Source organism: Pseudomonas oryzicola (assembly GCF_014269185.2).
GTDB lineage: Bacteria > Pseudomonadota > Gammaproteobacteria > Pseudomonadales > Pseudomonadaceae > Aquipseudomonas > Aquipseudomonas oryzicola.
In genome coordinates this window covers 791,548-817,681 of sequence record NZ_JABWRZ020000001.1, presented here as the reverse complement: position 1 = coordinate 817,681, position 26,134 = coordinate 791,548, and the positions used below count along the sequence as shown (strand labels likewise).

27 protein-coding genes are annotated in these 26,134 nt (G+C 63.7%); 21 read left to right on the top strand and 6 right to left on the bottom strand.

The features are described 5' to 3' along the window. Nucleotides 1–24: 24 nt before the first annotated feature. From HU760_RS03670 to HU760_RS03605, 14 genes are all read left to right on the top strand, one after another. A complete protein-coding gene (locus HU760_RS03670) occupies nucleotides 25–459 on the top strand; it encodes an NfeD family protein (RefSeq protein ID WP_186672645.1) in 435 nt (144 codons plus the stop codon). 26 nt (nucleotides 460–485) lie between these two features. After that, nucleotides 486–1,340, top strand: a complete 855-nt coding sequence (locus tag HU760_RS03665) for an SPFH domain-containing protein (protein WP_186672643.1) — start codon at nucleotides 486–488, stop codon at nucleotides 1,338–1,340. Between the two features lie 121 nt (nucleotides 1,341–1,461). Continuing rightward, nucleotides 1,462–1,851 carry a DUF2946 domain-containing protein gene (locus HU760_RS03660; protein ID WP_186672640.1) on the top strand — a complete coding sequence of 130 codons (390 nt, stop codon included), beginning with the start codon at nucleotides 1,462–1,464 and terminating at the stop codon, nucleotides 1,849–1,851. Between the two features lie 47 nt (nucleotides 1,852–1,898). Then, complete coding sequence (locus HU760_RS03655) at nucleotides 1,899–2,384, top strand: copper chaperone PCu(A)C (protein WP_186672638.1); 486 nt, start codon at nucleotides 1,899–1,901, stop codon at nucleotides 2,382–2,384. 23 nt (nucleotides 2,385–2,407) lie between these two features. Beyond that, nucleotides 2,408–2,839 (top strand): DUF2946 domain-containing protein, encoded by a 432-nt coding sequence (locus HU760_RS03650; RefSeq protein WP_186672636.1) that lies wholly within the window; start codon nucleotides 2,408–2,410, stop codon nucleotides 2,837–2,839. 66 nt (nucleotides 2,840–2,905) lie between these two features. Then, complete coding sequence (locus HU760_RS03645) at nucleotides 2,906–4,957, top strand: TonB-dependent copper receptor (RefSeq protein WP_186672634.1); 2,052 nt, start codon at nucleotides 2,906–2,908, stop codon at nucleotides 4,955–4,957. Nucleotides 4,958–5,016: 59 nt separating this feature from the next. After that, nucleotides 5,017–6,384, top strand: coding sequence for a PepSY-associated TM helix domain-containing protein (locus tag HU760_RS03640; protein WP_186672632.1), 1,368 nt, complete (start codon nucleotides 5,017–5,019; stop codon nucleotides 6,382–6,384). Between the two features lie 237 nt (nucleotides 6,385–6,621). After that, nucleotides 6,622–8,028, top strand: coding sequence for a D-serine/D-alanine/glycine transporter (gene cycA, locus HU760_RS03635; RefSeq protein ID WP_186672630.1), 1,407 nt, complete (start codon nucleotides 6,622–6,624; stop codon nucleotides 8,026–8,028). A 188-nt stretch (nucleotides 8,029–8,216) separates the two neighbouring features. Beyond that, nucleotides 8,217–9,482, top strand: coding sequence for an urea ABC transporter substrate-binding protein (gene urtA, locus HU760_RS03630; protein ID WP_186672628.1), 1,266 nt, complete (start codon nucleotides 8,217–8,219; stop codon nucleotides 9,480–9,482). Between the two features lie 82 nt (nucleotides 9,483–9,564). Next, the gene (gene urtB / locus HU760_RS03625; RefSeq protein WP_437179772.1) at nucleotides 9,565–11,085 is read left to right on the top strand and encodes an urea ABC transporter permease subunit UrtB; all 1,521 of its coding nucleotides are present in this window, start codon (nucleotides 9,565–9,567) and stop codon (nucleotides 11,083–11,085) included. Beyond that, nucleotides 11,085–12,164, top strand: coding sequence for an urea ABC transporter permease subunit UrtC (urtC, locus tag HU760_RS03620; protein WP_186672624.1), 1,080 nt, complete (start codon nucleotides 11,085–11,087; stop codon nucleotides 12,162–12,164). The genes urtB and urtC overlap by 1 nt, the downstream gene beginning before the upstream one ends. Then, a complete protein-coding gene (gene urtD, locus HU760_RS03615; RefSeq protein WP_186672621.1) occupies nucleotides 12,161–13,018 on the top strand; it encodes an urea ABC transporter ATP-binding protein UrtD in 858 nt (285 codons plus the stop codon). The genes urtC and urtD overlap by 4 nt, the downstream gene beginning before the upstream one ends. 158 nt (nucleotides 13,019–13,176) lie before the next feature. Then, nucleotides 13,177–13,875 (top strand): urea ABC transporter ATP-binding subunit UrtE, encoded by a 699-nt coding sequence (gene urtE, locus HU760_RS03610; protein ID WP_186672620.1) that lies wholly within the window; start codon nucleotides 13,177–13,179, stop codon nucleotides 13,873–13,875. 31 nt (nucleotides 13,876–13,906) lie between these two features. Continuing rightward, nucleotides 13,907–14,422 (top strand): GNAT family N-acetyltransferase, encoded by a 516-nt coding sequence (locus tag HU760_RS03605; protein ID WP_047595857.1) that lies wholly within the window; start codon nucleotides 13,907–13,909, stop codon nucleotides 14,420–14,422. Nucleotides 14,423–14,548: 126 nt separating this feature from the next. On the opposite strand, the gene HU760_RS03600 is transcribed toward HU760_RS03605, so the two are convergent. Beyond that, complete coding sequence (locus HU760_RS03600) at nucleotides 14,549–14,854, bottom strand: chaperone modulator CbpM (RefSeq protein ID WP_186672618.1); 306 nt, start codon at nucleotides 14,852–14,854, stop codon at nucleotides 14,549–14,551. Nucleotides 14,855–14,856: 2 nt separating this feature from the next. After that, a complete protein-coding gene (gene cbpA / locus HU760_RS03595) occupies nucleotides 14,857–15,807 on the bottom strand; it encodes a curved DNA-binding protein (protein WP_186672616.1) in 951 nt (316 codons plus the stop codon). Nucleotides 15,808–15,971: 164 nt separating this feature from the next. Between cbpA and HU760_RS03590 the strand changes: the two genes are divergently transcribed. After that, nucleotides 15,972–17,243 carry an Hsp70 family protein gene (locus HU760_RS03590; RefSeq protein WP_186672614.1) on the top strand — a complete coding sequence of 424 codons (1,272 nt, stop codon included), beginning with the start codon at nucleotides 15,972–15,974 and terminating at the stop codon, nucleotides 17,241–17,243. 135 nt (nucleotides 17,244–17,378) lie between these two features. Here HU760_RS03590 and HU760_RS03585 read toward each other — a convergent pair whose 3' ends face one another. The 3 genes from HU760_RS03585 to HU760_RS03575 form a co-directional block, all read right to left on the bottom strand. Next, on the bottom strand, nucleotides 17,379–18,386 hold the full coding sequence (locus tag HU760_RS03585; RefSeq protein WP_186672612.1) for an AI-2E family transporter: 1,008 nt from the start codon (nucleotides 18,384–18,386) through the stop codon (nucleotides 17,379–17,381). A 71-nt stretch (nucleotides 18,387–18,457) separates the two neighbouring features. After that, entirely contained in the window at nucleotides 18,458–18,745 is a 288-nt protein-coding gene (locus tag HU760_RS03580; protein ID WP_186672610.1) for a PsiF family protein, read from the bottom strand. A gap of 141 nt (nucleotides 18,746–18,886) precedes the next feature. After that, complete coding sequence (locus tag HU760_RS03575) at nucleotides 18,887–19,777, bottom strand: esterase/lipase family protein (protein WP_186672608.1); 891 nt, start codon at nucleotides 19,775–19,777, stop codon at nucleotides 18,887–18,889. Nucleotides 19,778–19,898: 121 nt separating this feature from the next. Between HU760_RS03575 and osmE the strand changes: the two genes are divergently transcribed. Both osmE and HU760_RS03565 read left to right on the top strand, forming a co-directional pair. Continuing rightward, a complete protein-coding gene (gene osmE, locus HU760_RS03570) occupies nucleotides 19,899–20,240 on the top strand; it encodes an osmotically-inducible lipoprotein OsmE (RefSeq protein ID WP_186672606.1) in 342 nt (113 codons plus the stop codon). A 47-nt stretch (nucleotides 20,241–20,287) separates the two neighbouring features. Next, nucleotides 20,288–20,818 (top strand): ferritin-like domain-containing protein, encoded by a 531-nt coding sequence (locus tag HU760_RS03565; protein ID WP_186672982.1) that lies wholly within the window; start codon nucleotides 20,288–20,290, stop codon nucleotides 20,816–20,818. A 27-nt stretch (nucleotides 20,819–20,845) separates the two neighbouring features. On the opposite strand, the gene HU760_RS03560 is transcribed toward HU760_RS03565, so the two are convergent. Next, on the bottom strand, nucleotides 20,846–22,912 hold the full coding sequence (locus HU760_RS03560) for an AsmA family protein (protein WP_186672604.1): 2,067 nt from the start codon (nucleotides 22,910–22,912) through the stop codon (nucleotides 20,846–20,848). 341 nt (nucleotides 22,913–23,253) lie between these two features. Here HU760_RS03560 and HU760_RS03555 point away from each other — a divergent pair, with 341 nt between their 5' ends. The 4 genes from HU760_RS03555 (at nucleotide 23,254) to HU760_RS03540 (ending at nucleotide 26,091) form a co-directional block, all read left to right on the top strand. Next, nucleotides 23,254–23,796, top strand: coding sequence for a phage infection protein (locus tag HU760_RS03555; RefSeq protein ID WP_217858965.1), 543 nt, complete (start codon nucleotides 23,254–23,256; stop codon nucleotides 23,794–23,796). 122 nt (nucleotides 23,797–23,918) lie between these two features. Further along, nucleotides 23,919–24,551, top strand: coding sequence for a TetR family transcriptional regulator (locus HU760_RS03550; RefSeq protein ID WP_186672600.1), 633 nt, complete (start codon nucleotides 23,919–23,921; stop codon nucleotides 24,549–24,551). Between the two features lie 94 nt (nucleotides 24,552–24,645). Next, nucleotides 24,646–25,764, top strand: coding sequence for an AGE family epimerase/isomerase (locus HU760_RS03545; protein ID WP_186672598.1), 1,119 nt, complete (start codon nucleotides 24,646–24,648; stop codon nucleotides 25,762–25,764). A gap of 75 nt (nucleotides 25,765–25,839) precedes the next feature. Continuing rightward, on the top strand, nucleotides 25,840–26,091 hold the full coding sequence (locus HU760_RS03540) for a hypothetical protein (protein ID WP_186672597.1): 252 nt from the start codon (nucleotides 25,840–25,842) through the stop codon (nucleotides 26,089–26,091). Nucleotides 26,092–26,134: the final 43 nt, after the last annotated feature.

The following is a 26,134-nucleotide window of genomic DNA, read 5'->3' as shown; positions in this document are numbered from 1 at the left end:
CTCCCTCTGGAAGGCACTACTCATATGGATATGCAATGGTGGATCTGGCTGGTCTTCGGCATCGCGCTGATGCTGCTCGAACTGGTCCTGCCGACGTTCTTCATTCTCTGGTTCGGCATCGGTGCCGTGCTGGTTTCGCTCATCTCGCTGGCCGCTCCCGGCCTGCATCTGGACATGCAGGTGCTGCTCTGGGTGCTGCTTTCGTCAGTCACCACGGCATTGTGGTTCAAGCTGTTCCGGCGCAAACCGGACGTGCGCTGGACCGCCGACAGTGTGATCGGTGAAGTCGGGCTGCTGACCGCTGCCGTCTCGGAGTTTCAGAAAGGCCGGGTACGCTTCCAGAAGCCAGTCCTCGGCAACGAAGAATGGACCTGCATCGCCGACAGCGAGATCGCCGCTGGCGAGCGGGTACGCCTTACCGCCATCGAAGGGAATACCGCCCGGGTCATCCGGGCCTGAACCTGCACCAAAAGGAATTGCCTGTCATGACCAGCCTCATCGTCGTCGCCGCCATCGCCCTGTTCGTCCTGATCACCGTGTTCAAGGGGGTGCGTATCGTGCCCCAGGGCGAGGAATGGATCGTCGAGCGCCTTGGCCGTTACCACAACACGCTCAAGCCCGGCCTGAACATCGTCATCCCGTATATGGACGTGGTTGCCTACCGCCTGCCGACCAAGGACATCATCCTCGATGTGCAAGAGCAGGAAATCATCACCCGGGACAATGCGGTAATCGTCGCCAACGCCCTGTGTTTCGCCAAGGTGGTCGACCCGCAGAAGGCCTCCTACGGCGTGCAGGACTTCTCGTTCGCCGTCACCAGCCTGACCATGACCTCGCTGCGCGCCATCGTCGGTGCCATGGACCTGGATGAAGCGCTGTCCAGCCGCGAGCAGATCAAGGCGCGCCTGCGTGAAGCCATGTCCGAGCAGACCGAGGACTGGGGCGTGACCGTGCGCTCGGTGGAAATCCAGGACATCAAGCCGTCCGAAAACATGCAGCTGGCCATGGAGCGCCAGGCGGCCGCCGAGCGTGAGCGCAAGGCCGACGTCACCCGCGCCGAAGGGGCCAAGCAGGCGGCGATCCTCGAGGCCGAAGCACGCCTGCAGGCGGCCAGGCTGGATGCCGAGGCGCAGGTCAGCCTGGCCGAAGCCTCGGCACGGGCGATCACCCTGGTCAAGGACGCGGTGGGTAATGAGACCGTGCCGGCGATGTACCTGCTGGGCGAGCGCTATGTGGGGGCGATGGAGAACCTGGCGGGCAGCAGCAATGCCAAGGTGGTGGTGCTGCCGGCGGACCTGCAGGAGACCGTACGCGGGTTGATGGGGCGTAACAAGGCCTGATAATGCCGGGGCTGCTGCGCAGCCCCAAAAACTGGCCATCTGCGTCACTTCACCGCACCCTGTCATTTTTACCTATACTCGGCCGTACAATAGCCACCACGATTCCTGACCGGATCTCTCCATGCCCCCACGTCGGCCCATCGCCTGGATAGCCTGCCTCGCAGTGCTGTTCAACCTGCTGGCCATGCCGCTGTCCTCTGCTGCCCCCAAGGGCCCGGCCGAGCAGCTGCTGTGGGGGGCCTTCTGTTCCAGCATGGCCAGCAAGGCCAAGGTCGACGTGCAGGCCCTGGCCAAGATCGACCTTGGCCCGCAAAGCGACGACAGCGCCAGCATGATGAATTGCTGGTGCTGCTCCGGTGCCGCGCCACTGCTGGCCTTGCCCGGCTACCCGCCGCAGCTGCACAACCCGCCGATACTGCTGGCCGGGCTGCTGCCGCCACCCGCCGACTACCACGCCACGCCGCGCCAGCTCTGGCCGGCGCTCAATCCCCGTGCCTCTCCGCTGGCCTGAGTTCATCACCCTGTCTGCCTGAACCTGAACAGAAACGGAGATTCACCATGCTCAAGCACGCCCTCGTCGTGGCCGCCCTGCTGCTGCCCGGCGCCTTTGCCAATGCCCACGAATACAGCGTGGGTGACCTGCACATTGCCCACCCCTGGTCACTGCAGCTGCCCCCCAACGCCCCCAACGTCGCGGCGTACTTCGTGGTGCACAACAATGGCCAGGCCGACGACCGCCTGCTCGGTGTCGACAGCCCCATCAGCGATGACGCACAACTGCACGAGCATGTCATGAGCGCCAGCGGCGCCATGAAGATGCAGCAGGTGCCCAGCGTGGTGGTGCCCGCCGGCAAGGACCTGACCTTCGCCCCCAGCGCCTACCATGTGATGCTGATGCAGCCCAAGGACCGCAGCCTGCTCAGCGACGGCAAGCGCTTCCCGTTGACCCTGCACTTCGAAAAGGCCGGCGATATCACCGTCGATGTGGCCGTGCAGAAGCAGGCGCCGACGGACCAGCCGCAAGCCCACGAACACACGCACTGATCACCCGCTGAAAGGCACTCGTCATGAGCCTGCCACGCAACAGCATCAGCCGTACCACACGCCCTGACCGCAGGCGCGCCGGTGGCGGATGGCTGAGCCTGTTTGCCATGTGGATGATCTTCATCGGCCCGCTGATTTCCCAGTCGATGCCGATGGACCACCACGCCGGCATGAGCATGCCGATGGACATGCCGATGGCCACTGCCCATCAGCATGGCGGCGACACCCATCACGGCCAGGCCGGCGATGGCCAGCTGCACGTGATGTGGGAAAAGTGCGGCTACTGCAGCCTGTTGTTCAACTGCCCGGCCCTGCCCCAGACCCTCAGCCCGCTCAGCGCCGGCAGCGTCGTCCCCACCACCCACCTGTTCGCACCAACGCGCCAGGGCCATGCCCGGCAGGCTGTATTCCCCGGCGCGCGCAGCCGCGCGCCACCTTCCTCGATCAACGTCTGAACCCACATTTCGCGCACGGAGCCAGGAGGCTTCGCGCTGACTCATGACTGATCGACTGGAATCATTATGTCCGGCTGCACCCCTGTTTTTGCCTTGTCCCTGCGTGGGACCATCGCCGCCGTGTGCGGCTCGCTGCTCGCGCCCGTGGCCCTGGCCGCCGACCCAGGCCATAAAGGCCATGTACATGACGCTCCCGAGCTGAGCCCGACGGTGATCACCGCCGTGGCCCCGAGTTCACCGCTGACCGTGGTTACCAACCCGAAAGACCCGCGCCAGCCGGTGCCGGCCAGCGACGGCGCCGACTACCTGAAGACCATCCCCGGCTTCTCGGCCATCCGCGCCGGCGGCACCAACGGCGACCCGGTACTGCGCGGCATGTTCGGCTCGCGCCTGAACATCCTCACCAATGGCGGCCTGATGCTGGGCGCCTGCCCCAACCGCATGGATGCCCCCACCTCGTACATTTCGCCGGAAACCTACGACCGCCTGACCGTAATCAAAGGCCCGCAAAGCGTGATCTGGGGCCCAGGCGGCTCGGCAGGCACCATCCTCTTCGAGCGCGAGCCGGAGAACTTCGGCACCCTCGGCAGCCGAGTCAATGCGAGCCTGCTGGCCGGCTCCAACGGCCGCTTCGACAAGGTGCTGGACACCGCCGCCGGCAACGACCAGGCCTACGCCCGCTTCGTCGGCAACCAGTCGCGCTCGGACGACTACCACGACGGCAGCGACAACACCGTGCCGTCACGCTGGGACAAGTGGAACGGCGATGTCGCCCTCGGCTGGACGCCGGACCAGGACACCCTGCTGGAGCTCACCGCCGGCAAGGGCGATGGCGAAGCCCGCTATGCCGGGCGCGGCATGGACGGCTCGCAGTTCAAGCGCGAAAGCCTGGGCCTGCGTTTCGAAAAGTCCAACCTCGGCGAAGTGCTCGACAAGGTCGAGGCGCAGGTCTATTACAACTACGCCGACCACGTGATGGACAACTACAGCCTGCGTACGCCTTCGGGCAGCGGCATGATGGGCATGCCGATGGTCAGCAACGTCGACCGCCGCACCCTGGGCGCACGCATCAAGGCCACCTGGCGCTGGGCCGATGTGCAACTGATCGGTGGCATCGACGCGCAGACCAACGAACATCGCAAACGCGGCGGCATGGGCGTGAACGCGCACAAGGGCCAGGCCTGGACCAAGGACGCCGACTTCCACAACTACGGTGCCTTCGGCGAGCTGACCTGGTACGTCAGCGGTGAGGACCGCATGATTACCGGTGCCCGCCTGGACCGCGCCACGGCCCGCGACTTCCGCGCGGCCAGCGCCACCAACGGCAACACCCGCGCCGACACCCTGCCCAGCGGTTTTGTTCGCTACGAGCACGACCTGGCAGCCATCCCGGCCACCACGTACATCGGCCTTGGTCATGCCCAGCGTTTCCCTGACTACTGGGAGCTGTTCTCGCCCAAGCTGGCACCACCCGGTGCGGCCAATGCCTTCGACGGTATCAAGCCAGAGAAGACCACCCAGCTCGACTTCGGTATCCAGTACCGCGACGAGCGAATGGAAGCCTGGGCGTCTGGCTACATCGGGCAGATCCGCGACTACATCCTGTTCGACTACCAGGGAATGAGCTCCCAGGCTCGCAACATCGACGCCCGCATCATGGGCGGCGAACTGGGCGCGGCCTACCAGCTGACGGAAAACTGGAAGGCCGACGCCACGCTGGCCTACGCCTGGGGCAAGAACAGCAGTGACGGTACAGCACTACCGCAAATGCCGCCCCTGGAAAGCCGCCTGGGCCTGACCTACAGCCGCGATGCATGGAGTGTCGGCGCGCTGTGGCGGCTGGTGACGGCACAGAACCGCATCGCCGAGAACCAGGGCAACGTGGTCGGCAAGGACTACGACAACAGCGCCGGTTTCGGCGTGTTCTCGCTCAATGGCGCCTACCAGGTCAGCAACCACCTCAAGCTCAGCGCGGGGGTCGACAACCTGTTCGACAAGACCTATGCCGAGCACCTGAACCTGGCCGGGAACGCCGGGTTCGGCTACCCGGCCACAGACCCACAACCGGTGAACGAGCCAGGCCGGACCTTCTGGACCAAGGTCGATTTCAGCTTCTGACAAAAACCGTGGACGCAACCTGGTGTTGCGCCCCTCAGCTGGTAAAACCGGAGGTTCCCATGAGAGGAACACGCATCAATTTCTACAACCTGGCCTGGCGTTGGCACTTCTATGCCGGGCTGTTCGTGGCCCCGTTCATGATCCTGCTGGCGGTTACCGGGATCATCTACCTGTTCAAGCCGCAACTCGACCCGCTGCTGTACCGCGACCTGATGGTGGTCGAAGCCGGCCACCACCGGCAGGGCGCGGACACGATGCTGGCCGAAGTACGCCAGGCCTATCCCGAGGGCCATGTCGGCCAGTACCTGCCGCCGCTGAACGCCGAGCGCAGCGCGCAGTTCGTGGTGCATGACGGCGGGCGCGAACTGAACGTGTTCATCGACCCTTACAGCGGCAAGATCCTTGGCGAGCAGGACGGCAAGCAGAACCTGCAGGCCATTGCCCGGGCCCTGCACGGTGAACTGATGGTCGGCACGATCGGCGACCGCCTGGTGGAGCTGGCTGCAGGCTGGGGCATCGTACTGGTAGTGTCCGGCCTGTATTTGTGGTGGCCACGCGGGCGCAACGGCGCCGGCGTACTGTGGCCACGGCTGTCGGCACGCGGCCGCCTGTTCTGGCGCGACCTGCATGCAGTGACGGGCTTCTGGGGCTCGGCCTTGCTGTTGCTGATGCTGCTCAGCGGCATGACCTGGACCGGCCTGTGGGGCAAGCAATACGCCGATCTGTGGAACCGTTTTCCGGCAGCCATGTGGAACGACGTGCCCAGATCGGACCAGCAGGCGGGTGAACTGAACAATGCACACCGCCAGACAGTGCCCTGGGCAGTGGAGAGCACGCCAATGCCGCAGTCCGGTGCGCACGCCGAACACGCCGGGCATCACATGATGTCGGCCCTGCCCTCCGCACCGCAGGTGAGCGTGCAACATGTCGAGGACATCGCCAGCGCACGCCAGGTCGAACCGGGCTACAGCATCACCCTGCCGACCACGGCTGACGGTGTATTCACCATCGCGGTGTTCGCCGACGACCCACGCAACGACGCCACCCTGCATGTCGACCAGTACACCGGCAAGGTCCTGGCCGACGTGCGCTGGCAGGACTACAACCCGGTGGCGCGGGCCACGGAGCTTGGGGTGATGCTGCATGAAGGCAAGATGTTCGGGGCGCTGAACCAGATCATCATCCTGCTGGTGTGCCTGATGATCCTGCTGGGCTCGGTGAGCGGGCTGCTGATGTGGTGGCAGCGCCGGCCGGCCGGCGGGCTGGGTGTGCCGCCGCTGCGCCATGACCTGCCGCGCTGGAAGACGGCAGTGGCGGTGATGCTGGTGCTGGGGGTGGTGTTTCCGCTGGTGGGGGTGTCGATGGTGGTGATGTGGCTGGTAGATAGCCTGGTGGTCAGGCGCGGCCGGGTGCTGGCCAGCGCTTGAGCCTTGCTTCGTCTGTGCCGGCCCTTTCGCGGGTAAACCCGCTCCCACAGTTTCTGCGCCAAGCCTGAGGGCAGCGCGGTCCCTGTGGGAGCGGGTTCACCCGCGAAGAGGCCGGCACAGGCACAAAACTGCTCCCCAAAAGTCGAGTCGATCTGTCGCGCCCCGAACTGGGACGCGCGTGTTAGCCTAGCCGGCTACCTCCGCCAAGACGACGGACTGTCCAATGGAATGCCGACTATGACGCAAGCTTCACCCACGCCGCCAGATGAGCCACACCTGCAACGCAACCTGACCAACCGTCACATCCAACTGATCGCCATCGGTGGCGCCATCGGTACCGGCCTGTTCATGGGTTCGGGCAAGACCATCAACCTGGCCGGGCCGTCGATCATCTTCGTCTACATGATCATCGGCTTCATGCTGTTCTTCGTCATGCGCGCCATGGGCGAACTGCTGCTGTCGAACCTCAACTACAAGTCGTTCATCGATTTTTCCGCCGACCTGCTTGGCCCCTGGGCCGGCTACTTCACCGGCTGGACCTACTGGTTCTGCTGGGTGGTCACCGGCATCGCCGACGTGGTCGCCATCGCGGCCTACACCCAGTTCTGGTTCCCCGAACTGCCGCAATGGATACCGGCGCTGGCCTTCGTGGCGTTGCTGCTGTCACTGAACCTGGTGACCGTGAAGATGTTCGGTGAACTGGAGTTCTGGTTCGCCCTGGTCAAGATCGTCGCCATACTCGGCCTGGTCGCTACCGGCCTGTACATGGTCTTCAGCGGCTTTACCTCACCCAGCGGGCGCACCGCGCAGTTGGCCAACCTGTGGAACGACGGGGGCATGTTCCCCAATGGCCTGATGGGCTTCTTCGCCGGCTTCCAGATCGCCGTGTTCGCCTTCGTCGGCATCGAGCTAGTGGGTACCACCGCTGCCGAAGCGAAGAACCCGGAGCGCACTCTGCCGCGGGCGATCAACTCGATCCCGCTGCGGATCATCATGTTCTACGTGCTGGCACTGATCGCAATCATGGCCGTCACACCCTGGCGCGACGTGGTACCGGGCAAGAGCCCGTTCATCGAACTGTTCGTACTGGCCGGCCTGCCGGCGGCGGCGAGTGTCATCAACTTCGTGGTGCTGACCTCGGCGGCCTCGTCGGCCAACGGTGGCGTGTTTTCCACCAGCCGCATGCTGTATGGCCTGTCGCAGGAAGGTGACGCACCCAAGGCGTTTGGGGAGCTGTCGGGCCGCTCGGTACCTGCCAATGGCCTGTACTTCTCCTGCTCCTGCCTGCTGCTGGGTGCAGTGATGATCTATCTGGTGCCCAACGTGGTAGAGGCATTCACCCTGATCACCACTGTTTCTGCGGTGTTGTTCATGTTTGTCTGGACACTGATCCTGCTGTCCTACCTGCAGTACCGCAAGCACCGCGCGACGCTGCACCAGGCCTCGAAGTACAAGATGCCGGGCGGGCGCTTCATGTGCTACGTGTGCCTGGCGTTCTTTGCCTTCATTCTGGTGTTGCTGAGCCTGGAGGCAGACACGCGCTCGGCGTTGGTGGTGACGCCGATCTGGTTCGTGCTGCTGGCGGTGACCTACCAGTTCGTGCGCAGCAAACGCCATCCGCGCACGGCGGTGCGTAACGGCTGATGGCCTCGGGGGGGCTGCGTTGCGGCCCCAATCCTGTGCACACACATCCCGCCGGCACCAACCTGGATCCAACCAGCGCCCTAATACCTCGCACAACCCCTCTATTGCGCCCTTTGCGCAACCAGGCACACCCCTTGCAACACCCCTCCCCGCTTGCCCAACACATAAAAACTCAGCGGAGAGAGCACATGAAGCGTCGTAGTCTGATCAAGGCCTTTACCCTCAGCGCATCGATCGCGGCGATGGGCCTGAGCTGGAGCATACAGGCCGCCGAAACCATCAAGGTCGGTATCCTGCATTCGCTGTCGGGGACCATGGCGATTTCCGAGACCTCGCTCAAGGACATGGCGCTGATGACCATCGACGAGATCAACGCCAAGGGCGGTGTAAACGGCAAGCTGCTCGAACCGGTGGTGGTCGACCCCGCCTCCAACTGGCCGCTGTTCGCTGAAAAGAGCCGACAGCTGCTGACCCAGGACAAGGTCGCGGTAGTGTTCGGCTGCTGGACGTCGGTGTCGCGCAAATCCGTGCTGCCGGTATTCGAGGAGCTCAATGGCCTGCTGTTCTACCCGGTGCAGTACGAAGGTGAAGAGATGTCGCCGAACGTGTTCTACACCGGCGCCGCGCCCAACCAGCAGGCCATCCCAGCCGTGGAGTACCTGATGAGTGAGGACGGCGGCGGCGCCAAGCGCTTCTTCCTGCTGGGCACCGACTACGTCTACCCGCGCACCACCAACAAGATCCTGCGTGCCTTCCTGCACAGCAAGGGCGTGGCCGACAAAGACATCGAAGAGGTGTACACGCCGTTCGGCCACAGCGATTACCAAACCATCGTCGCCAACATCAAGAAGTTCTCCGCTGGCGGCAAGACAGCCGTCATTTCCACCGTCAACGGCGACTCCAATGTGCCGTTCTACAAAGAGCTGGCCAACCAGGGGCTGAAGGCCACCGACGTGCCGGTGGTGGCGTTCTCGGTCGGCGAAGAAGAGCTGCGCGGCATCGACACCAAGCCGCTGGTCGGCCACCTGGCGGCGTGGAACTACTTCGAGTCGGTGGATAACCCGGTCAACCAGAAGTTCGTCGCCGACTGGAAGGCCTACGCCAAGGCCAAGGGCTTGCCAGGTGCCGACAAGGCGGTGACCAACGACCCGATGGAGGCCACTTATGTGGGTATCCACATGTGGGCCCAGGCCGCCGAGAAGGCCAAGTCCACCGACGTTGACAAGGTCCGCGAAGCGCTGGCCGGGCAGACCTTCAAGGCACCGTCGGGCTTCACCCTGACCATGGACAAGACCAACCACCACCTGCACAAGCCGGTGATGATCGGCGAGATCCAGGATGACGGCCAGTTCAGCGTCGTGTGGGAAACCGAGCAGCCGCTGCGGGCGCAGCCTTGGAGTCCGTTCATTCCGGGCAACGACAAGCGCCCTGATTACGCAGTGAAAGGTAACTGAGTGCACTGGGGCTGCCTTGCAGCCCTATCGCGGATGAATCCGCTCCTACGGCACCGCCCGTGTAGGAGCGGATTTAACCGCGATGAATCCACCGCCAATCTTCAGGATTGCCCGCATGCTCAGACTGCTGCTCACCCTGCTCCTGCTATTACCCCTGGCCATCCAGGCCAGCGAGGGCGAATTCTTCCTCAGCGCCAAGCCCGCCGAACAAGCCCGCCTGCTCGAAGGTTGGGCGGCGCAACCGGATGCCGCACGCCTGCCGCTGCTGGACAACTTGCGCCACGGCCGCATCGCCATCGATGACAACCGCAAGGTCCGCCTGAACAACCGTCTGCGCGGCCTGATCGACAACGCCCTGGCCAGCCACCAGTTGCTCAGCGACGACAGCGCCACGCGCCTGGCCGCCGCCCAGCAACTGCAGAAGAGCGCACAACCTGCGCAAATGGCCTTCCTCGACCGGCGCTTCGCCAGCGAACCGGATGCCGCCGTGCACGCCGCCCTCGGCCTGGCCCTGGCCAACCTGCAACTGGGCGCCAGCGAACCGGCCGTACGCCTGGCTGCCGTGCGCCTGCTCGGCGAAACCGGTGACCCGCTGGCCCGCACCCGTCTTGAGGCACTGTTGCAACCGGGCGCGGAAACCGACCCGGGCGTGCGCACCGCCGTTGAAACCAGCCTGGCCCAGGTGCAGCGCAAACTATTGGTCGGCGAACTGCTCGGCCAGGCCTTCAGCGGCCTGTCGCTGGGTTCGATCCTGCTGCTGGCGGCCTTGGGCCTGGCGATCACCTTCGGCCTGCTCGGCGTGATCAACATGGCCCACGGCGAAATGCTGATGCTCGGTGCCTACAGCACCTACATGGTCCAGGTACTGCTGCAGCGCTACGCCCCCGGCGCCATCGAGTTCTACCCGCTGCTCGCCCTGCCGGTGGCCTTCACCGTCAGCGCCGGCGTCGGCATGGCGCTGGAGCGCACGATAATCCGCCACCTGTATGGCCGCCCACTGGAAACCCTGCTGGCGACCTGGGGCATCAGCCTGATCCTGATCCAGGCCATCCGCCTGCTGTTCGGCGCGCAGAACGTCGAAGTCAGCAACCCGGCCTGGCTGTCCGGTGGCATCCAGTTGCTGCCCAACCTGGTGCTGCCGTACAACCGCCTGGTGATCATCGGCTTCGCCCTGGCCGTGGTGCTGCTCACCTGGTTGCTGCTCAACCGCACACGGCTGGGCCTGAACGTCCGTGCGGTCACCCAGAACCGCAACATGGCGGCCTGCTGCGGGGTGTCCACCGGGCGCGTCGACATGCTCGCCTTCGGCCTCGGCTCAGGCATCGCCGGGCTGGGCGGTGTGGCCCTGAGCCAGGTCGGCAACGTCGGCCCGGACCTGGGCCAGAGCTACATAATCGACTCGTTCCTGGTGGTGGTGCTCGGCGGTGTCGGCCAGCTGGCCGGCAGCCTGTGGGCAGCATTCGGCCTTGGCATCGCCAACAAACTGCTGGAGCCGCAGATCGGTGCGGTACTGGGCAAGATTCTCATCCTTGCGTTGATCATTCTGTTCATCCAGAAGCGCCCGCAAGGCCTGTTCGCCCTCAAGGGACGGGTAATCGACTGATGAACCAGCCACTGCTTGTCACTGCCACGCAAAAGGTCGGGCCGCGCCTGTCGCTGGCCATCGGCGCCATCGTCGTCCTGCTGCTGGTGGCCCTGCCGCTGCTGTCGCTGCTACCGGCGGAGCATGCCCTGCAAGTGTCGGCGTACACCCTGACCCTGGTCGGCAAGATCCTCTGCTACGCCATCGTGGCCCTGGCGCTGGACCTGGTCTGGGGCTATGCCGGGCTGCTGTCGCTGGGCCACGGCTTGTTCTTCGCCCTCGGTGGCTACGCCATGGGCATGTACCTGATGCGCCAGGCCGCCGGTGACGGCCTGCCAGGGTTCATGACTTTTCTTTCGTGGAGCGAACTGCCCTGGTACTGGGCCGGCACCCAGCATTTCGCCTGGGCCTTGTGCCTGGTGGTGCTGGCGCCCGGGCTGCTGGCGCTGGTATTCGGCTGGTTCGCCTTCCGCTCACGGATCAAGGGTGTGTATTTCTCGATCATGACCCAGGCCCTGACCTTTGCCGGCATGCTGCTGTTCTTCCGCAACGAGACCGGCTTTGGCGGCAACAACGGTTTCACCAGCTTTCGCACCATCCTCGGTTTCGACATCGCCGCCCAAGGTACCCGTGCCGTGCTGTTCCTGTGCACCGTCGCCCTGCTGCTGGCCAGCCTGTACCTGTGCCGGGGCCTGACCCGCAGCAAGTTCGGCCGCTTGCTCACCGCCGTGCGCGATGCCGAGAACCGCCTGATGTTCTGCGGCTACGACCCTCGCGGTTTCAAGCTGCTGGTGTGGGTACTGAGTGCCGTACTGTGCGGCCTGGCCGGTGCGCTGTACGTGCCACAGGTGGGCATCATCAACCCTGGCGAAATGTCGCCGACCAACTCCATCGAAGCCGCCGTCTGGGTGGCCCTTGGCGGGCGCGGCACGCTGCTCGGCCCGCTGCTCGGCGCCGGCCTGGTCAATGGCATGAAAAGCTGGTTCACCGTGGCCTTCCCGGAGTACTGGCTGTTCTTCCTCGGCGCGCTGTTCATCCTGGTCACCCTGTACCTGCCCAAGGGCGTGGTGGGCCTGCTGAAGAAAAGGAGCCAACCATGAGAGGCGTGCCGCCGGTACACCCCGAATTCATGCTCGAGCCGGTTTTCGACAACCTTGGCGCCGGTCGCGAGGCCATCGGCCTTGGCAACCGCCGCAAGGCCGGCCTGGATACCCGCCACGGCACGGTGCTGAGCCTTGAGGACATCAGCGTCAGCTTCGATGGTTTCAAGGCACTCAACGCGCTGAACCTGTACATCGGCGTGGGCGAACTGCGCTGCATCATCGGCCCCAACGGTGCCGGCAAGACCACGATGATGGATGTGATCACCGGCAAGACCCGCCCTGACAGCGGCAACGCCTGGTTTGGCGACACCCTCGACCTGACCCGCCTGAGCGAATACCAGATCGCCCAGGCAGGCATCGGCCGCAAGTTCCAGAAGCCAACGGTGTTCGAGGCATTGACGGTGTTCGACAACCTGGAACTGGCGCTGAAGACCGACAAGTCGGTGTGGGCCAGTCTGACGGCGCGGCTCGGTGCTGAACAACGCCAGCGTATCGAGGAGGTGCTGACCACCCTGCGCCTGCTGCCCCTGGCTCAGCGCCAGGCGGGCCTGCTGTCGCATGGGCAGAAGCAGTTCCTGGAGATCGGCATGCTGCTGGTGCAGGAGCCGCAACTGCTGTTGCTGGACGAGCCGGTAGCCGGCATGACCGATGCCGAGACCGAGTTCACCGCCGAGCTGTTCAAGGGCCTGGCCGGCAAGCACTCACTGATGGTGGTGGAGCACGACATGGGCTTTGTCGGCAGCATTGCCGACCATGTGACCGTGCTGCACCAGGGCAGCGTGCTGGCGGAAGGGTCGCTGGAGCAGGTGCAGGCGGATGAGCGGGTGGTCGAGGTCTACTTGGGCCGGTGACCGGCATTTGAATTTTTGAAGCCTGTACCGGCCTCTTCGCGGGCTTGCCCGCTCCCACAGGAAACCCACAGTTTTCGAGCCCTGTGTAGTACCTGTGGGAGCGGGCAAGCCCGCGAAAGGGCCGGCACAGGCACAGCAACAATTTCAGGAATACACACATGCTCAAGATCGACACCCTGCACCAGTATTACGGCGGCAGCCACATCCTCCGGGGCCTGTCCTTCGAAGCCAAGGTTGGCGAAGTCACCTGCCTGCTGGGCCGCAACGGCGTGGGCAAGACCACCCTGCTGCGCTGCCTGATGGGGCTGGTACCCGCCCGCGACGGCAGCATCGAATGGGAAGGCAAGCCGATCACCAGCCTCAAGCCCCAGCAACGGGTCCATGCCGGCATCGCCTACGTACCCCAGGGCCGCGAGATCTTCCCGCGCCTCACTGTCGAGGAGAACCTGCTGATGGGCCTGTCGCGCTTTCCCGCGCGTGAAGCGCGCGCAGTGCCATCCTTCATCTACGAACTGTTCCCCGTGCTGGAACAGATGAAACAACGCCGGGGCGGTGACCTGTCCGGCGGCCAGCAGCAACAGCTGGCCATCGGCCGTGCCCTGGCCAGCCGCCCGCGCCTGCTGATCCTCGACGAGCCCACCGAGGGCATCCAGCCTTCGGTCATCAAAGAAATTGGCGCTGTCATCCGTCGCTTGGCAGAGCGCGGTGACATGGCCATCCTGCTGGTGGAACAGTTCTACGACTTCGCTGAGGAGCTGGCCGACCAGTACCTGGTGATGGCCCGTGGCGAGATCATCCAGCGGGGCCGTGGCGAAAACATGCAAGCCGAGGGTGTGCGTGGGCTGGTAACCATTTAATCTGCAAGCAACGCCCCTGCGAGACGCTGTCATGAGTCATGAAATCCGCGACGCCCTGCCTACCGACGTGCCAGGCATCCTCGACATCTACAACGACGCGGTGCGCAACACCACGGCGATCTGGAACGAAAACCCGGTGGACCTGGCCAACCGCCTGGCCTGGTTTGCCGCACGTGCGCAGCAGGGCTACCCGATCCTGGTGGCGGTGGATGAGAGCGGTGTGCTGGGCTATGCGTCGTTTGGCGACTGGCGGCCGTTCGAGGGCTTTCGCCTTACCGTTGAGCATTCGGTGTATATCCGCGGCGACCAGCGTGGCAAGGGGCTGGGGCCGGTGCTGATGGCAGCGCTGGTCGAGCGTGCGCGCGCGTGTGGCAAGCATGTGATGGTGGCGGCCATCGAGAGCGGCAATGCAGCGTCGGTGCGCCTGCACGAGCGGCTGGGCTTCGTGGTGACCGGGCAGATGCCGCAGGTGGGGGTGAAGTTTGGCCGGTGGCTGGACTTGACCTTCATGCAGCTGGTGCTGAACCCGGGGGCAGAACCAAGCTGAATTCGATTTTGCCTGTACTAGCCTCTTCGCGGGTAAACCCGCTCCCACAGATACTGCACACATCTCAGGAATCGTGCGCTCCCTGTGGGAGCGGGTTCACCCGCGAAGAGGCCGGGCCTGCAAACCTCACATCTGGATAAACCTGCCCAACCGCTGCCTCAGCATGCTGTTCTCACTGCGCAACTGCCGCACTTCCTGCAACAGCTCCAGCGCCAGCGCCACCCCTTCCCACTCCAGTTCCAGCTCCTGATGCAGCTTCGCCGCGCGTTTGGCCAGCAACGGTGCCTGATCGTCGAACAACCAGTCCTCCGGCGTTCGCCCGGAGGGTTCGACAATGCCGTGCTCGACGATTTCGATCACGCAGTCAGCCGTGAGGTCGGCCTCCTGACACAAGGTACGCATGTCCAGTTGAACGATCAGGGTGCTGCTCATGATCACTTACTCCATTGTGTCCTCGGGTTGAACGCAGCCTTCTCGGAAAGCTTGGTCCACAGTTCGCGGGCAGACTCGTCGGATGCTGGCGGCATGACCACTTTCAGTTGCGCGTAAAGGTTGCCACGCTCGCCACTCTTGTTGGCCAGGCCCTTGCCCGGTACGCGCAGGCGCTGGCCGCTCTGGCTGTCGGGGCGGATGGTGAGGTTGATCTTGCCGTCCAGGGTCGGCACGGCCACCTTGGCGCCCAGTGCTGCCTCCCACGGTGCCAGTGGTACGGTAATGATCAAGTCATGACCTTCGACATCGAACAGCGGGTGCGGTGCCATGCGAATGGTCAGGAACAGGTCGCCATTGGCCCCGCCAGCACTGCCCGGCGCGCCCTGGCCCTTGAGGCGGATACGCTCGCCATCAGTCACCCCGGCCGGGATCTTCACGTTCAGGGTCTTGGTGGTGAAGCCGGTGCGCTGGCCCATCGCATTGGTCTGCGGCACCTGGAAGCTGATCTGCTTGGACTCCTTGTTCAGGGTCTCTTCAAGGAATACCGCCAGTTCAAGCTCCACGTCCTGCCCTCGCCTGCCGGCACTGCGTTGCTGTTGCCGGGCGCCACCAAAGGGGTTGCCACCCCGGGCACCGAATATCGAACTGAAGAAGTCGGAAAAATCACCGCCCTCGAAGCCGCCACCGCCACGGCTTTCCCAGCCCGGCGGCGCCTGGAACGGCCGGCCATGCTGGCCGCCGTATTTGCGGATTTCGTCGAACTCGGCACGTTTCTGCGCGTCGCCCAGCACTTCGTAGGCCTCGTTGGCCTCCTTGAATTTTTCCTCGGCGTCGCGCTCCTTGCTGACATCGGGGTGATACTTGCGCGCCAGCTTGCGGTACGCGGCCTTGATCGCCTTCTCGTCCGCCGTCGGCTCTACGCCAAGTATCTTGTAATAGTCTTTGAAGTCCATCTATGGATCACCAATGTGAATGTGCGTGTTGCCATTGAAGATAGGGCTCAAGCATAGCCTTTCAAGACCGCTTTGGGTTTGCTCCAGGGCAGACGACCGGTCTTGATTCTGTAGCCAACTGGCATACACTGCGCGGCCGTTTTGCCTCCGGAAGTTCATTCCCCATGTCTGACGTATCTCCGGCCCGCGCCCTGGGCATCGACTTTGGCACCTCCAACTCTACGGTTGGCTGGCACCGTCCGGGTGTCGAGTCGCTGATTGCCCTGGAAGACGGCAAGATCACCTTGCCCTCTGTGGTGTTCTTCAACATCGAGGAGCGTCGCCCAGTGTATGGCCGCCTGGCGCTGCACGAATACCTGGAAGGCTACGAAGGGCGGCTGATGCGCTCGCTGAAAAGCCTGCTGGGCTCCAAGCTGATCAAGCACGACACTAGCGTGTTGGGCAGCGCCCTGCCATTCAAGGACCTGCTGGGCATGTTCATTGGCGAATTGAAGAAGCGCGCCGAGGCCACTGCCGGCCGCGAATTCGAACAGGTGGTGCTGGGCCGCCCGGTGTTCTTCGTCGACGAAGACCCGGCCGCTGACCAGGAAGCCGAGGACACCCTGGCCGAAGTGGCGCGCAAGATCGGCTTCAAGGACGTGTCGTTCCAGTACGAGCCGATTGCCGCAGCCTTCGACTACGAGTCGGGCATCAGCCGCGAAGAGCTGGTGCTGATCGTCGATATCGGCGGTGGTACCTCGGACTTCACCCTGATCCGCCTGTCACCCGAGCGCCACCTGGTCGCCGAGCGCCAGAGCGACATCCTGGCCACCGGCGGCGTGCACATCGGCGGTACCGACTTCGACAAGCAACTGAGCCTGCAAGGCGTGATGCCGCTGTTCGGCTACGGCAGCCGCATGAAGAGCGGCGCGCTGATGCCCACCAGCTACCACCTCAACCTGGCCACCTGGCACACCATCAACGCCCTGTACTCGCAGAAGTCGCAGCTGGCCTTGGGCAGCATGCGCTACGACATCGAGGACACACTGGGCATCGACCGCCTGTTCAAGCTGATCGAAGAGCGTGCCGGGCACTGGCTGGCGATGGAAGTGGAGGCCAGCAAGATCGAGCTGACCGAGCAACAGAGCCGGCGCGTCGACCTCGGCCGCATCGAGCGCGAGCTGGGCGTGGACCTGTCCCGTACGTTGTTCGAGGCGGCTATCGAAGGGTTGCTGGAGCGCGTGCGTGGCAGCGTGAGCGAACTGCTGGCCAAGGCGGGTGTCAGCGAGACCCAGGTCGACACGGTGTTCTTCACCGGCGGTTCCAGCGGGATCCCGGCGCTGCGCAACAGCGTGGCGGCGATGCTGCCGAATGCGCGGCATGTGGAAGGCAACATCTTTGGCAGCATTGGCAGCGGGCTGGCCATCGAGGCACGCAAACGTTACGGCGTGGCCTGAGCCAGGCTCTTCAGCCTGTGCCGGCCCCTTCGCGGGCTTGCCCGCTCCCACAGGTATTGCACAGGTCTTGGGTACTGTGCGGTCCCTGTGGGAGCGGGCAAGCCCGCGAAGGGGCCGGTACAGGCTATTGAAGAATCAGACCAGTTCGGCCCGCTTCAGCTCACTTTTCAGGTAGGCATAGTAGATCGGCCCCGCCACCACCCCAGGCAGCCCGAACGCCGCCTCGAACACCAGCATCGCCAGCAGCAGCTCCCATGACTTGGCGCTGATCTGCCCGCCCACGATCCGTGCGTTGAGGAAGTACTCGACCTTGTGGATGACGATCAGGTAACCCAGCGCCGCCGCCGCCACCCAGATCGACAGCGACAGGCCGACGATGGTGATCAAGGTGTTCGACATCAGGTTGCCGATCACCGGCAGCAGGCCGAGCAGGAAGGTCAGCACAATCAGCGTCTTGGTCAGCGGCAGGTGCACGTCGAACATCGGCAGCACCACCGCCAGGAAGATGCCGGTGAAGGTAGTATTGAGCAGCGAGATCTTGATTTGCGCGAAGACGATGTTGCGAAACGCCTGCACCAGCAGGCTCAGGCGTTCGAACAGCGCCGCCGCCAGGGGTTTGCGCCGGGAAATGTCGGGGATGCGCTGCAAGGCAACGATGGCACCAAGGATCATGCCTATCAGCAAGGTGACGAACATGTGTGCCATGCCCTTGCCCACCAGTTGCAGGTCGCTCAGGTGGCTCTTGATCCAGTCACCGATGGCCACCTTGAACTCCGCCGCACTGGCCGGCAGGTAGCCTTCGATGAACGGCGGCAGTTGCCCGCGGGCACGCTCCACCAGGGCCATGAACTTGTCCAGCGAGGCACCGGGGTTTTCTGCCTCGTGCAGCAGGAAGCTGAAGGCACCGGCGATCAGCAGGGTCAGGGTAATGACCACCAGTGTGCCAAGCAGCGCGACAGCCAACCAACGGGCACGTTGCCCGGCAATCAGCGGCTGCAGCCGCGGGGTGAGCATGTTGACAAGCTCGAACACCAGCAGGCCGGCCAGCAGGCTTGGCAGCAATTTCAGGGGCAACGCCAGCAACAGGCCGGCAAATACGATAATCCAGCTGGCCAGGGTGACCTGGCGGGGGGTGAAGGTCATACAGCCTCAACGGCAGACAACGGGAAAGACCCGCAGTCTGCCAGCCTTACGCGTGCAGGCATAGGCGCAGGTCATTTCTTCTTCAGACAGTCACTCATGAACGCCTTGCGCTCATCACCCTTGAGGGCTTTGCTGGTGGCGTCAGCATTGCACGTCTTCATTTTCTCCTGCTGGGTTTGTGGCACCTCCTTTTTCAGGCAGGTGCTCATGAAGGCTTTGCGCTCATCGCCCTTCAAGGCCTTGGCGGTGGCGTCGGCGTTGCAGGTTTTCATCTTTTCCTGCTGCGCGGTAGTGGCAGCGAAGCCTTGGGCGCTGAACAACACCGCCATTACCAATAAAGGAATATGCAGCACTTTCATGAAGTGGTCTCCTTGGCTCCGCACCCGATGCGCGGGGATCGAGCTGAGTGTAGCCAAGAATCCTCAAGGCCTTGCCCGCACCTGGCGGCGATAATGTTCGGGGGTGCTGCTGGCCGAGCGCTGGACCACGCCGATCCGTCGCTAGAGGCCCGCGGCCTTGAGCCGGGCAGCATGCTCGGTGAACAGCCGCACCGGTTCGGCGCCCGTGCCGATGGCACCAAGTGACTGGTTGACGATGTCGAGGTGATCGAGCGGATAATCGTCGCCAATCACTTGCCCCAGGTGCGAGCTGAAGCGCCCGACCATGCCATCGCACTGGCCCTTTTCCTTGACGAAACTGCGCGCGAACAGGCGGCAGAAGTAGTTGCTGCCATCGAAACGGTTGCGCCCCCGGTCGGTCAGGCCGGGCTGCAAGGTACCGGACCAGGAGAAATAGCGCACGCCATCGACCTGATAGGCGCCTTCCCCGCCCCAGGTATCTGGCAGCCCCTGTGGATACGCCTGGTTGAAGCGTGCCACACCGCTGCTGGTCAGGGCCTGGTGCGAGGCGTGCACATCCACCGGCAACGGGTCGCGACGCCAACCGGTTTCCAGCCATACCAGCAGCACGGCAACACCGTGCAGCAAGGCCTTGAGTATGCGCCCCTGGGGCGAATCGCCAGGCGCCCTGCGTTCCAGGTAGTCGGCCAGTTCAGAACCATGGTTGGGCCCGGCCACCGAGGTGACCGACGCCACCCGCTCGGGCCGCCTGGCAGCCGCATAGCGGGCGTCCAGGGCACCTTGGCTGTGGCCAATGAGGTTGACCTTTTCGGCATTGCTGCGCTGGCAGATGTCTTCGATGATCGCCAGCAGCTGCTCACCGCGCACCTCACTGCAATGCAGTGGCGAAACCTGCACCGGGAACACCTGCGCCCCGCCCTTGCGCAGAGCCGGCACAATACCGAACCAGTAGGGGTAGAGGACCACCCGCACGAACCCCAGCATGCCCGGTACCAGCACCAACGGGTATCGCGTGGCCAATTCCTGTTGCATAGCCAGCCCCTTTCCGTGGACGACCGGCCAACACTACAGCGGCCCTATTCAGCAGCGCAATCGAACTCTGGGCGCCCGCTGCGGTTCCAAACCCAACAGACCCTTTGCAAGGAGCGGGACCATGTACAAACAGACCCTGGCAATCCTCCTGGCCAGCGCCACCCTCGGCGCCTGTGGCAGCCGCCCGGAAAACCCCGTGGATTACGTCACCTACCGCGACGAACCGCTGGTCAAACAGGTGGAAAACGGCATGACCATGCAGAAGGTCATCGCTATCGGCGGTAGCCCGTCCAACGTGACGGACCTGCCTCACGGCGGTACCTGCAATGACTACATCCTCAACCGCGACGGCCACCAGCAGCCCTACTACGTGCGCTTCGACGCCACCGGTCATGTCGATGCCAAAGGCTTCAAGACCTGCAAGCAACGCCAGGAAGACAGCGACGCCGCCCACGGCGCATGACACCCACAGGACACGCCATGACCACCCTGATGCTTTCGGAGATGAACATGACTGCGATTGAACTGACCGATGTGCAAACCCTGCGCCAGCGTGCCCGCCAGCACGTCGAGAACGGCGCCGTGACCGAGGGCTACCACGCCGACCGTGAGCGCATCATCCGCCTGCTCAATGAAGCCCTGGCGACCGAGCTGGTGTGTACCCTGCGCTACAAGCGTCACTACTTCATGGCTTCGGGCGTGAAGGCCAGCATAGCGGCCGAAGAATTCCTGGAGCACGCCAACCAGGAAGCCGAACACGCCGACAGGATCGCCGAACGTATCGTGCAGTTGGGCGGCGAGCCGGACTTCAACCCGGATAACCTCAGCAAGAACTCGCACGCCCAGTACGTGGCAGGCGCCACGCTGAAAGAGATGGTGCTGGAGGACCTGGTGGCAGAGCGCATCGCCATCGACAGCTACCGTGAGATCATCCAGTACATTGGTGACAAGGACCCGACCACGCGGCGGATCTTCGAAGACATCCTGGCCCAGGAAGAAGAACACGCGGACGACATGTCCGATCTGCTGCAGGGGCTGTAATTGCAAGGGGCTGCCTTGCAGCCCCCCTCATTGCTTGCCTTTCACTGCAGCTGGCGCAGTGCCCGCCTTCATCTGCTGCAGCAACGGTGTGCATTGGTTCGGGTCATCCCCGCTGCTGGGCGCAATCAGCGCCAGCAAGCCCGCCGCCGGCCCGGCCACCACGCCCAGCGCCACCATCCCCGCCCCGCGCAATGCCAGCGGCACCGCCTGCACACCGGCACGGGGCTGGGCGAACGGCCCGCGCACGTACAGTGGCGAGCGCAGCGAGAACAGCCGCAGCCCTTTTGATTCAGGGGTGATTTTCAGGTCCAGCTGCTCGCTGGCGAAATTGGCCGTGCCGTTGATGTAGATGATTGCGTTCTCGGTATCGAAGATGAACAGGCGCGTGGTCGCCAACCCATCCTTGATGCCCAGATCGGCTGCTGCGCAATTGATCTTCACGTCTTCATCGCCGAACAGCTTGCCGACCACGTAGTTGCCCACGTTCAACCCGGCAATCTCCATCAGGCTACGGCTGATGGCGCCATCGTTGACCAGCATGCGCAGGTCGCCATTGGCCGTAGCCAGCAACGCAGCTACCGAATTGCCCCGGCCTGTGATGTCGGCATCGCCATTCAACTCGCCGAAGCTGGTCTGCATCGGCGCGAAACCGGGGAACAGCTGTTTGAGCTTGAACCCCCGCGCGGTCAGCCGGGCACGCCCCTGCAACGGCACGTTGCGGCCATCCAGGCGGACCTGCGACACCAGGTTGCCACCGGCCACGCCAAAACGCAGGGGCTCCAGGCGTAGCAGGCCATCTGCCAGGATCACGTGGGCCGACAGGTCGTTGAAGGGCAACTGCGCGCTGTGCACGATGCGCTTTCCGGCAAAAGTAACATCGGCATCCATTGCTCGCCAGCGCTCGGTGCGGAACTCCTCCACCGGCAGAACCTTGCCTTGCGGCTGCTTGCTGGCGCCGCCACGGGCTTTCTGCTCGGCATTGGAGTCGGCGCCGATCAGTGGCGCCAGGTCCTTGAACAGCAACTGGTTGGACACCAGGTTGCCCGACAGCTTGGGCCGTGGCTGGCTGGCAACGAAGGCCAGGTCACCATGAATGTCGCTGTTACCGATCTGGCCGTTGAAGCCCTGGTAGTTGAAGATCGCCCCTTGCGGCGCTTGCAGGTTGGCGCTGAGGTGGCCATCGGTGGAATAGGCCGGGGTGTCCGGCAGGGTCACACCGGTCAACGGGTAGAGGTTGCCCAGGCTGGCCCCGGACAGGCGCAGGCGCAGGTCGAGGGCACCCAGGTTGCGCGGATCGGTCAGGGTACCAGCGAGCACCACATGGGTGTCGGCGATACGCACATCAGCCTGCAGCGGGAACGGTTGGCTGGCGTCCTGCAGGGCCAGCAGGCCGCCAATCTTGCCGGACCCGGCCACCGGCTGGCCTTTATAGCGGCCCTGCACCTTGAGGCCGAAGGCGTAATCCTGCGCAGCACCGGTCTTCTCGGCCCTGGCCTTGCCGACGATGTCACTGAACGGTATCGGCTTGCCCAGCGGGTCGATCTGCACCTTCATGCTGGTTTTCAGGGTTTGGTCATCGAAACTGACATTACCCTGGTCGAAGCCGATCGCACCGATGTCCAGCTGCCATTTCGAAGGTTCGGCGTTCTCATCCTTGGGGCCGAAGTCGAAGGTCCAGTTGGCACGCCCATCAGCCAGACGGGTCAGGCTGGCAGTGGGCCCGGTCAGGTCGATGCGCGGGATGCTGATCTGCCGGAACAGCAGCGGTAGCGGCGCCAGGCGGAACGTCACGCGCTCCAGGCCGACCATCTTCTGCTCGTCGAGCCACGCCGGGTTGCCCAGGCTCAGGTCCTCGGCAATGAAGTGCGGCCAGGGTACCCAGGCGCGCCAACCGCCCTCTTCCGCTTCGGTGCGCCATTCCACGGCAAGGTTGCCATTGATCGCAAAGGGCCGCTGCAGGGCTTCGGAAACCTTCTCGTTGAGCAGAGGCTTGACGCGGTTCCAGTCGAAGGTGGCGATGACCACCACCAGGATCGCCAGCAGGGTCAGCAGGCTGGTGAAGGTCCAGGCGAGGATTCTGGCGGGACGCGTCATTGCGTGACTCTCCTTGCGGTATGGCACAGAAACAGGCGCAGCGGGGGCATTCAATAACTGGGACTGACGAAAACCCGCGGGGTTTTATGGTTGGCCCATGATAACGAAGTTTTTCCTGGCCATTTGTTCAGCAATTCGTCTTGTCAGGCTGTCGGTGTAACCGGCCCACAACAATCTCAAAAAGCCATCACTAAAGCCAGGAAGCCTGTTTCAGAGCTGTTTGAGGCCTCTATCAATACGGTCGATTGTTACCATTACCCGTATGAACTTCTCTCTGGCGTTACCCGGCGTAGCATTGGCTTCGTACCCACTTTCCAGCCCCCGAGAGGAGCACCGAAATCATGAAACGCCACCTGCTGACCCTGACCCTGTCCATTCTGGCTGCCAACGCTTTTGCCTTGCCAGCCGACGAGCAACACCTGACCGCCGAATCGCGCTCCAGCGCTGCGGAGATCGCCCAGCCGCTGAAGACTGTTGCCGAAGGTGGTTCTGATCGCCTGATCGAACGCACTGGCCGCGTTGCCGAAGGTGGTTCCGATCGCCTGATCGAACGCACTGGCCGTGTTGCCGAAGGTGGTTCCGATCGCCTGATCGAACGCACTGGCCGCGTTGCCGAAGGTGGTTCCGATCGCCTGATCGAACGCACTGGCCGCGTTGCCGAAGGTGGTTCCGATCGCCTGATCGAACGCACTGGCCGCGTTGCCGAAGGTGGTTCCGATCGCCTGATCGAACGCACTGGCCGTGTTGCCGAAGGTGGTTCCGATCGCCTGATCGAACGCACTGGCCGCGTTGCCGAAGGTGGTTCCGATCGCCTGATCGAACGCACTGGCCGCGTTGCCGAAGGCGGTTCTGATCGCCTGGTCGAAATCAGCCGTGTGAGCTGATCACCATGGCCGAAAAGAACAATCACTGTCGCAACACCGCCTCCCCTCCAGGCCCGGTCCATTGACCGGGCTTTGTTTTTTTCACTAGAGTGCCCAGCCTTACCGTCACAGAAGCTCGCACCATGCTGCCGCGCGCCGAACAGAAGCTACAGACCCGCCAGGCCCTGCTTGATGCCGCCTGCCAGCTCATGGAGAGTGGCCGTGGTTTCGGCAGTATCAGCCTGCGCGAAGTGGCGAAGACCGCCGGCATCGTCCCCACTGGCTTCTACCGGCATTTCTCCGACATGGACGCCCTGGGCCTGGCCCTGGTGGCCGAGGTCGATGCCACGTTCCGCCAGACCATCCGCCTGGTGCGCCACAACGAATTCGAGCTGGGCGGCATTACCGATGCCTCGGTGCGCATCTTCCTCGACGTGGTCGCCGCCCACCGCGCGCAGTTCCTGTTCCTGGCCCGCGAGCAGTACGGCGGTTCGCAGGCAGTCCGCCAGGCCATTGCCCGCCTGCGCCAGGACATCAGCAACGACCTGGCCACCGACCTCGCACGCATGAAACGCTGGCAGCACCTGGACGGCGCGGCGCTGGCGGTGATGGCCGACCTGGTGGTGAAGACCGTGTTCGCCACCCTGCCGGAACTGATCGACAGCCCGGAGCCGGGTTATCCACAGGCGCTGACGCCGCAGGAAAAAATCACCCAGCAGTTGCGCTTCATCTTCGTCGGTGCGCGGCATTGGCAGGGGTTGGGCAACCCGGGCTGATCGCTTGCCTGTACTGTCCTCTTCGCGGGCACCGGCTACCGAAAACCCCAGTTCTGCTACCATGGCGCCCTGCCCGACAGCGACGAGCGCCCAAATGTCCAACCCCCGCCACACCCTGCCCGAACTGGCCCGCTTCAACCAACATTTCGCCGAACGCATCGTGCCGTTGTGGCAAGGCCCGGGCTGGAACGCCGACATGGCCCTGCCCTACGAAGCCCTGGACGCCGAGCGCAAGCCCTTGCCGGTGCAGCGCTACCGGGCCATGGCCTGCGCGCGCCAGCTGTACCTGTTCAGCAGCCGCATCGGGTTACCCGGTGCGGCCGAACGCGCGGCGGCCCTGTTCCGCTCGTTGCAGAAGCACTTCCACGACCCCGAACACGGCGGCTGGTTCTACAGCATCGACGCCCAGGGCAAGCCGCTGGACCGGCGCAAGGACCTGTATACCCACGCCTTCATCGTGTTCGCCTGTGCGCATTACTGGGGCAAGGTGCGCGAAAGCCTGGTGGAGTCCACCTTGAATGCAGCGCTGGACATCATCGACCGGCAGTTCGCCCGTGACGACGGCCTGTACGAAGCCAGCCTGGGCGAAGACTGGGCCGACCTGGGCAGCGGCCCGCTGCAGAACCCACAGATGCATCTGGCCGAAGCGTTCCTGCAAGTGCTGGCAGTTCGTGAAGATGAACATACCCGGCAGTCGCTGCTGCAGCTGTGCGATGCCCTGCAGGCGCACTTCATCGAGCCGGCCCACGGCCTGATGCTGGAAAAACCCCGCGGTGCTGTGGACAACTGGTTCGAGCCAGGGCACCAGTTCGAGTGGTTCTACCTGCTGCACACCTCGCCGCTGCTGCGTGACACGCCATTACATGCCTCCATCGAGCGGGCTTTCGGCTACGCCGAGCAATACGGGGTAAAGGGCACGGCGGTGCTGGCAACGCTGGATGTTGAGGGCCGAGTGCTCGACGCCACCCAACGGATCTGGGCCCAGGCCGAGTACTTGCGGGCGTTGGCCCTGCGTCCGGGAAATGAAGCGAAGCTGCAAGCCCAGCTACAGGCGATGGAACATCAGTTCCTGCACCCAGGCGGGTGGTATGAATGCCGCGATGGTGAAGGTACGGTAAGTCGACACGACATGCCTTCCACAACCCCTTATCACTTGGCAACTTGCCTCGAAGGGACCATGTGGCACACAGCTGAGGGGAAGAGCTCCTGTTGAAGTTGAAATTCTCTCTGAAACTGTAATTTTCGGCTCTCTACTATGCACATTCCTTCATGTGACGAGTTCAAGCCGATGAACGAACAGAAATTTGCCGAGTATCTCTTAGAGGAAATCAACAAGACAGCGCAGGACATCGTCAACCGAGCCGACAATGTCGATGACTTCGCTCACGGCAAGCTGAGTTATCTACTCAGCCTCCGCCGCATTACCAGCGGCAACGCAGTGCGTGAGGATTTCGGTCGGCATGACGGAATCAACGATGTCCTGCAATTGCTGGGGATCATCCCGCGAGATCGTACCTACCTTTCCTACATCCCGAAGTAATCTCAGGCTATGGGCGAACCAGCAATTGCCGGTTCACCCATTT

Bases quoted from the DNA above. Each gene is read 5' to 3' on its own strand.
- HU760_RS03670 (WP_186672645.1), top strand. From the start codon at position 25: ATGGATATGCAATGGTGGATCTGGCTGGTCTTCGGCATCGCGCTGATG.
- HU760_RS03665 (WP_186672643.1), top strand. From the start codon at position 486: ATGACCAGCCTCATCGTCGTCGCCGCCATCGCCCTGTTCGTCCTGATC.
- HU760_RS03660 (WP_186672640.1), top strand. From the start codon at position 1,462: ATGCCCCCACGTCGGCCCATCGCCTGGATAGCCTGCCTCGCAGTGCTG.
- HU760_RS03655 (WP_186672638.1), top strand. From the start codon at position 1,899: ATGCTCAAGCACGCCCTCGTCGTGGCCGCCCTGCTGCTGCCCGGCGCC.
- HU760_RS03650 (WP_186672636.1), top strand. From the start codon at position 2,408: ATGAGCCTGCCACGCAACAGCATCAGCCGTACCACACGCCCTGACCGC.
- HU760_RS03645 (WP_186672634.1), top strand. From the start codon at position 2,906: ATGTCCGGCTGCACCCCTGTTTTTGCCTTGTCCCTGCGTGGGACCATC.
- HU760_RS03640 (WP_186672632.1), top strand. From the start codon at position 5,017: ATGAGAGGAACACGCATCAATTTCTACAACCTGGCCTGGCGTTGGCAC.
- cycA (WP_186672630.1), top strand. From the start codon at position 6,622: ATGACGCAAGCTTCACCCACGCCGCCAGATGAGCCACACCTGCAACGC.
- urtA (WP_186672628.1), top strand. From the start codon at position 8,217: ATGAAGCGTCGTAGTCTGATCAAGGCCTTTACCCTCAGCGCATCGATC.
- urtB (WP_437179772.1), top strand. From the start codon at position 9,565: ATGAATCCACCGCCAATCTTCAGGATTGCCCGCATGCTCAGACTGCTG.
- urtC (WP_186672624.1), top strand. From the start codon at position 11,085: ATGAACCAGCCACTGCTTGTCACTGCCACGCAAAAGGTCGGGCCGCGC.
- urtD (WP_186672621.1), top strand. From the start codon at position 12,161: ATGAGAGGCGTGCCGCCGGTACACCCCGAATTCATGCTCGAGCCGGTT.
- urtE (WP_186672620.1), top strand. From the start codon at position 13,177: ATGCTCAAGATCGACACCCTGCACCAGTATTACGGCGGCAGCCACATC.
- HU760_RS03605 (WP_047595857.1), top strand. From the start codon at position 13,907: ATGAGTCATGAAATCCGCGACGCCCTGCCTACCGACGTGCCAGGCATC.
- HU760_RS03600 (WP_186672618.1), bottom strand. From the start codon at position 14,854: ATGAGCAGCACCCTGATCGTTCAACTGGACATGCGTACCTTGTGTCAG.
- cbpA (WP_186672616.1), bottom strand. From the start codon at position 15,807: ATGGACTTCAAAGACTATTACAAGATACTTGGCGTAGAGCCGACGGCG.
- HU760_RS03590 (WP_186672614.1), top strand. From the start codon at position 15,972: ATGTCTGACGTATCTCCGGCCCGCGCCCTGGGCATCGACTTTGGCACC.
- HU760_RS03585 (WP_186672612.1), bottom strand. From the start codon at position 18,386: ATGACCTTCACCCCCCGCCAGGTCACCCTGGCCAGCTGGATTATCGTA.
- HU760_RS03580 (WP_186672610.1), bottom strand. From the start codon at position 18,745: ATGAAAGTGCTGCATATTCCTTTATTGGTAATGGCGGTGTTGTTCAGC.
- HU760_RS03575 (WP_186672608.1), bottom strand. From the start codon at position 19,777: ATGCAACAGGAATTGGCCACGCGATACCCGTTGGTGCTGGTACCGGGC.
- osmE (WP_186672606.1), top strand. From the start codon at position 19,899: ATGTACAAACAGACCCTGGCAATCCTCCTGGCCAGCGCCACCCTCGGC.
- HU760_RS03565 (WP_186672982.1), top strand. From the start codon at position 20,288: ATGACTGCGATTGAACTGACCGATGTGCAAACCCTGCGCCAGCGTGCC.
- HU760_RS03560 (WP_186672604.1), bottom strand. From the start codon at position 22,912: ATGACGCGTCCCGCCAGAATCCTCGCCTGGACCTTCACCAGCCTGCTG.
- HU760_RS03555 (WP_217858965.1), top strand. From the start codon at position 23,254: ATGAAACGCCACCTGCTGACCCTGACCCTGTCCATTCTGGCTGCCAAC.
- HU760_RS03550 (WP_186672600.1), top strand. From the start codon at position 23,919: ATGCTGCCGCGCGCCGAACAGAAGCTACAGACCCGCCAGGCCCTGCTT.
- HU760_RS03545 (WP_186672598.1), top strand. From the start codon at position 24,646: ATGTCCAACCCCCGCCACACCCTGCCCGAACTGGCCCGCTTCAACCAA.
- HU760_RS03540 (WP_186672597.1), top strand. From the start codon at position 25,840: ATGAACGAACAGAAATTTGCCGAGTATCTCTTAGAGGAAATCAACAAG.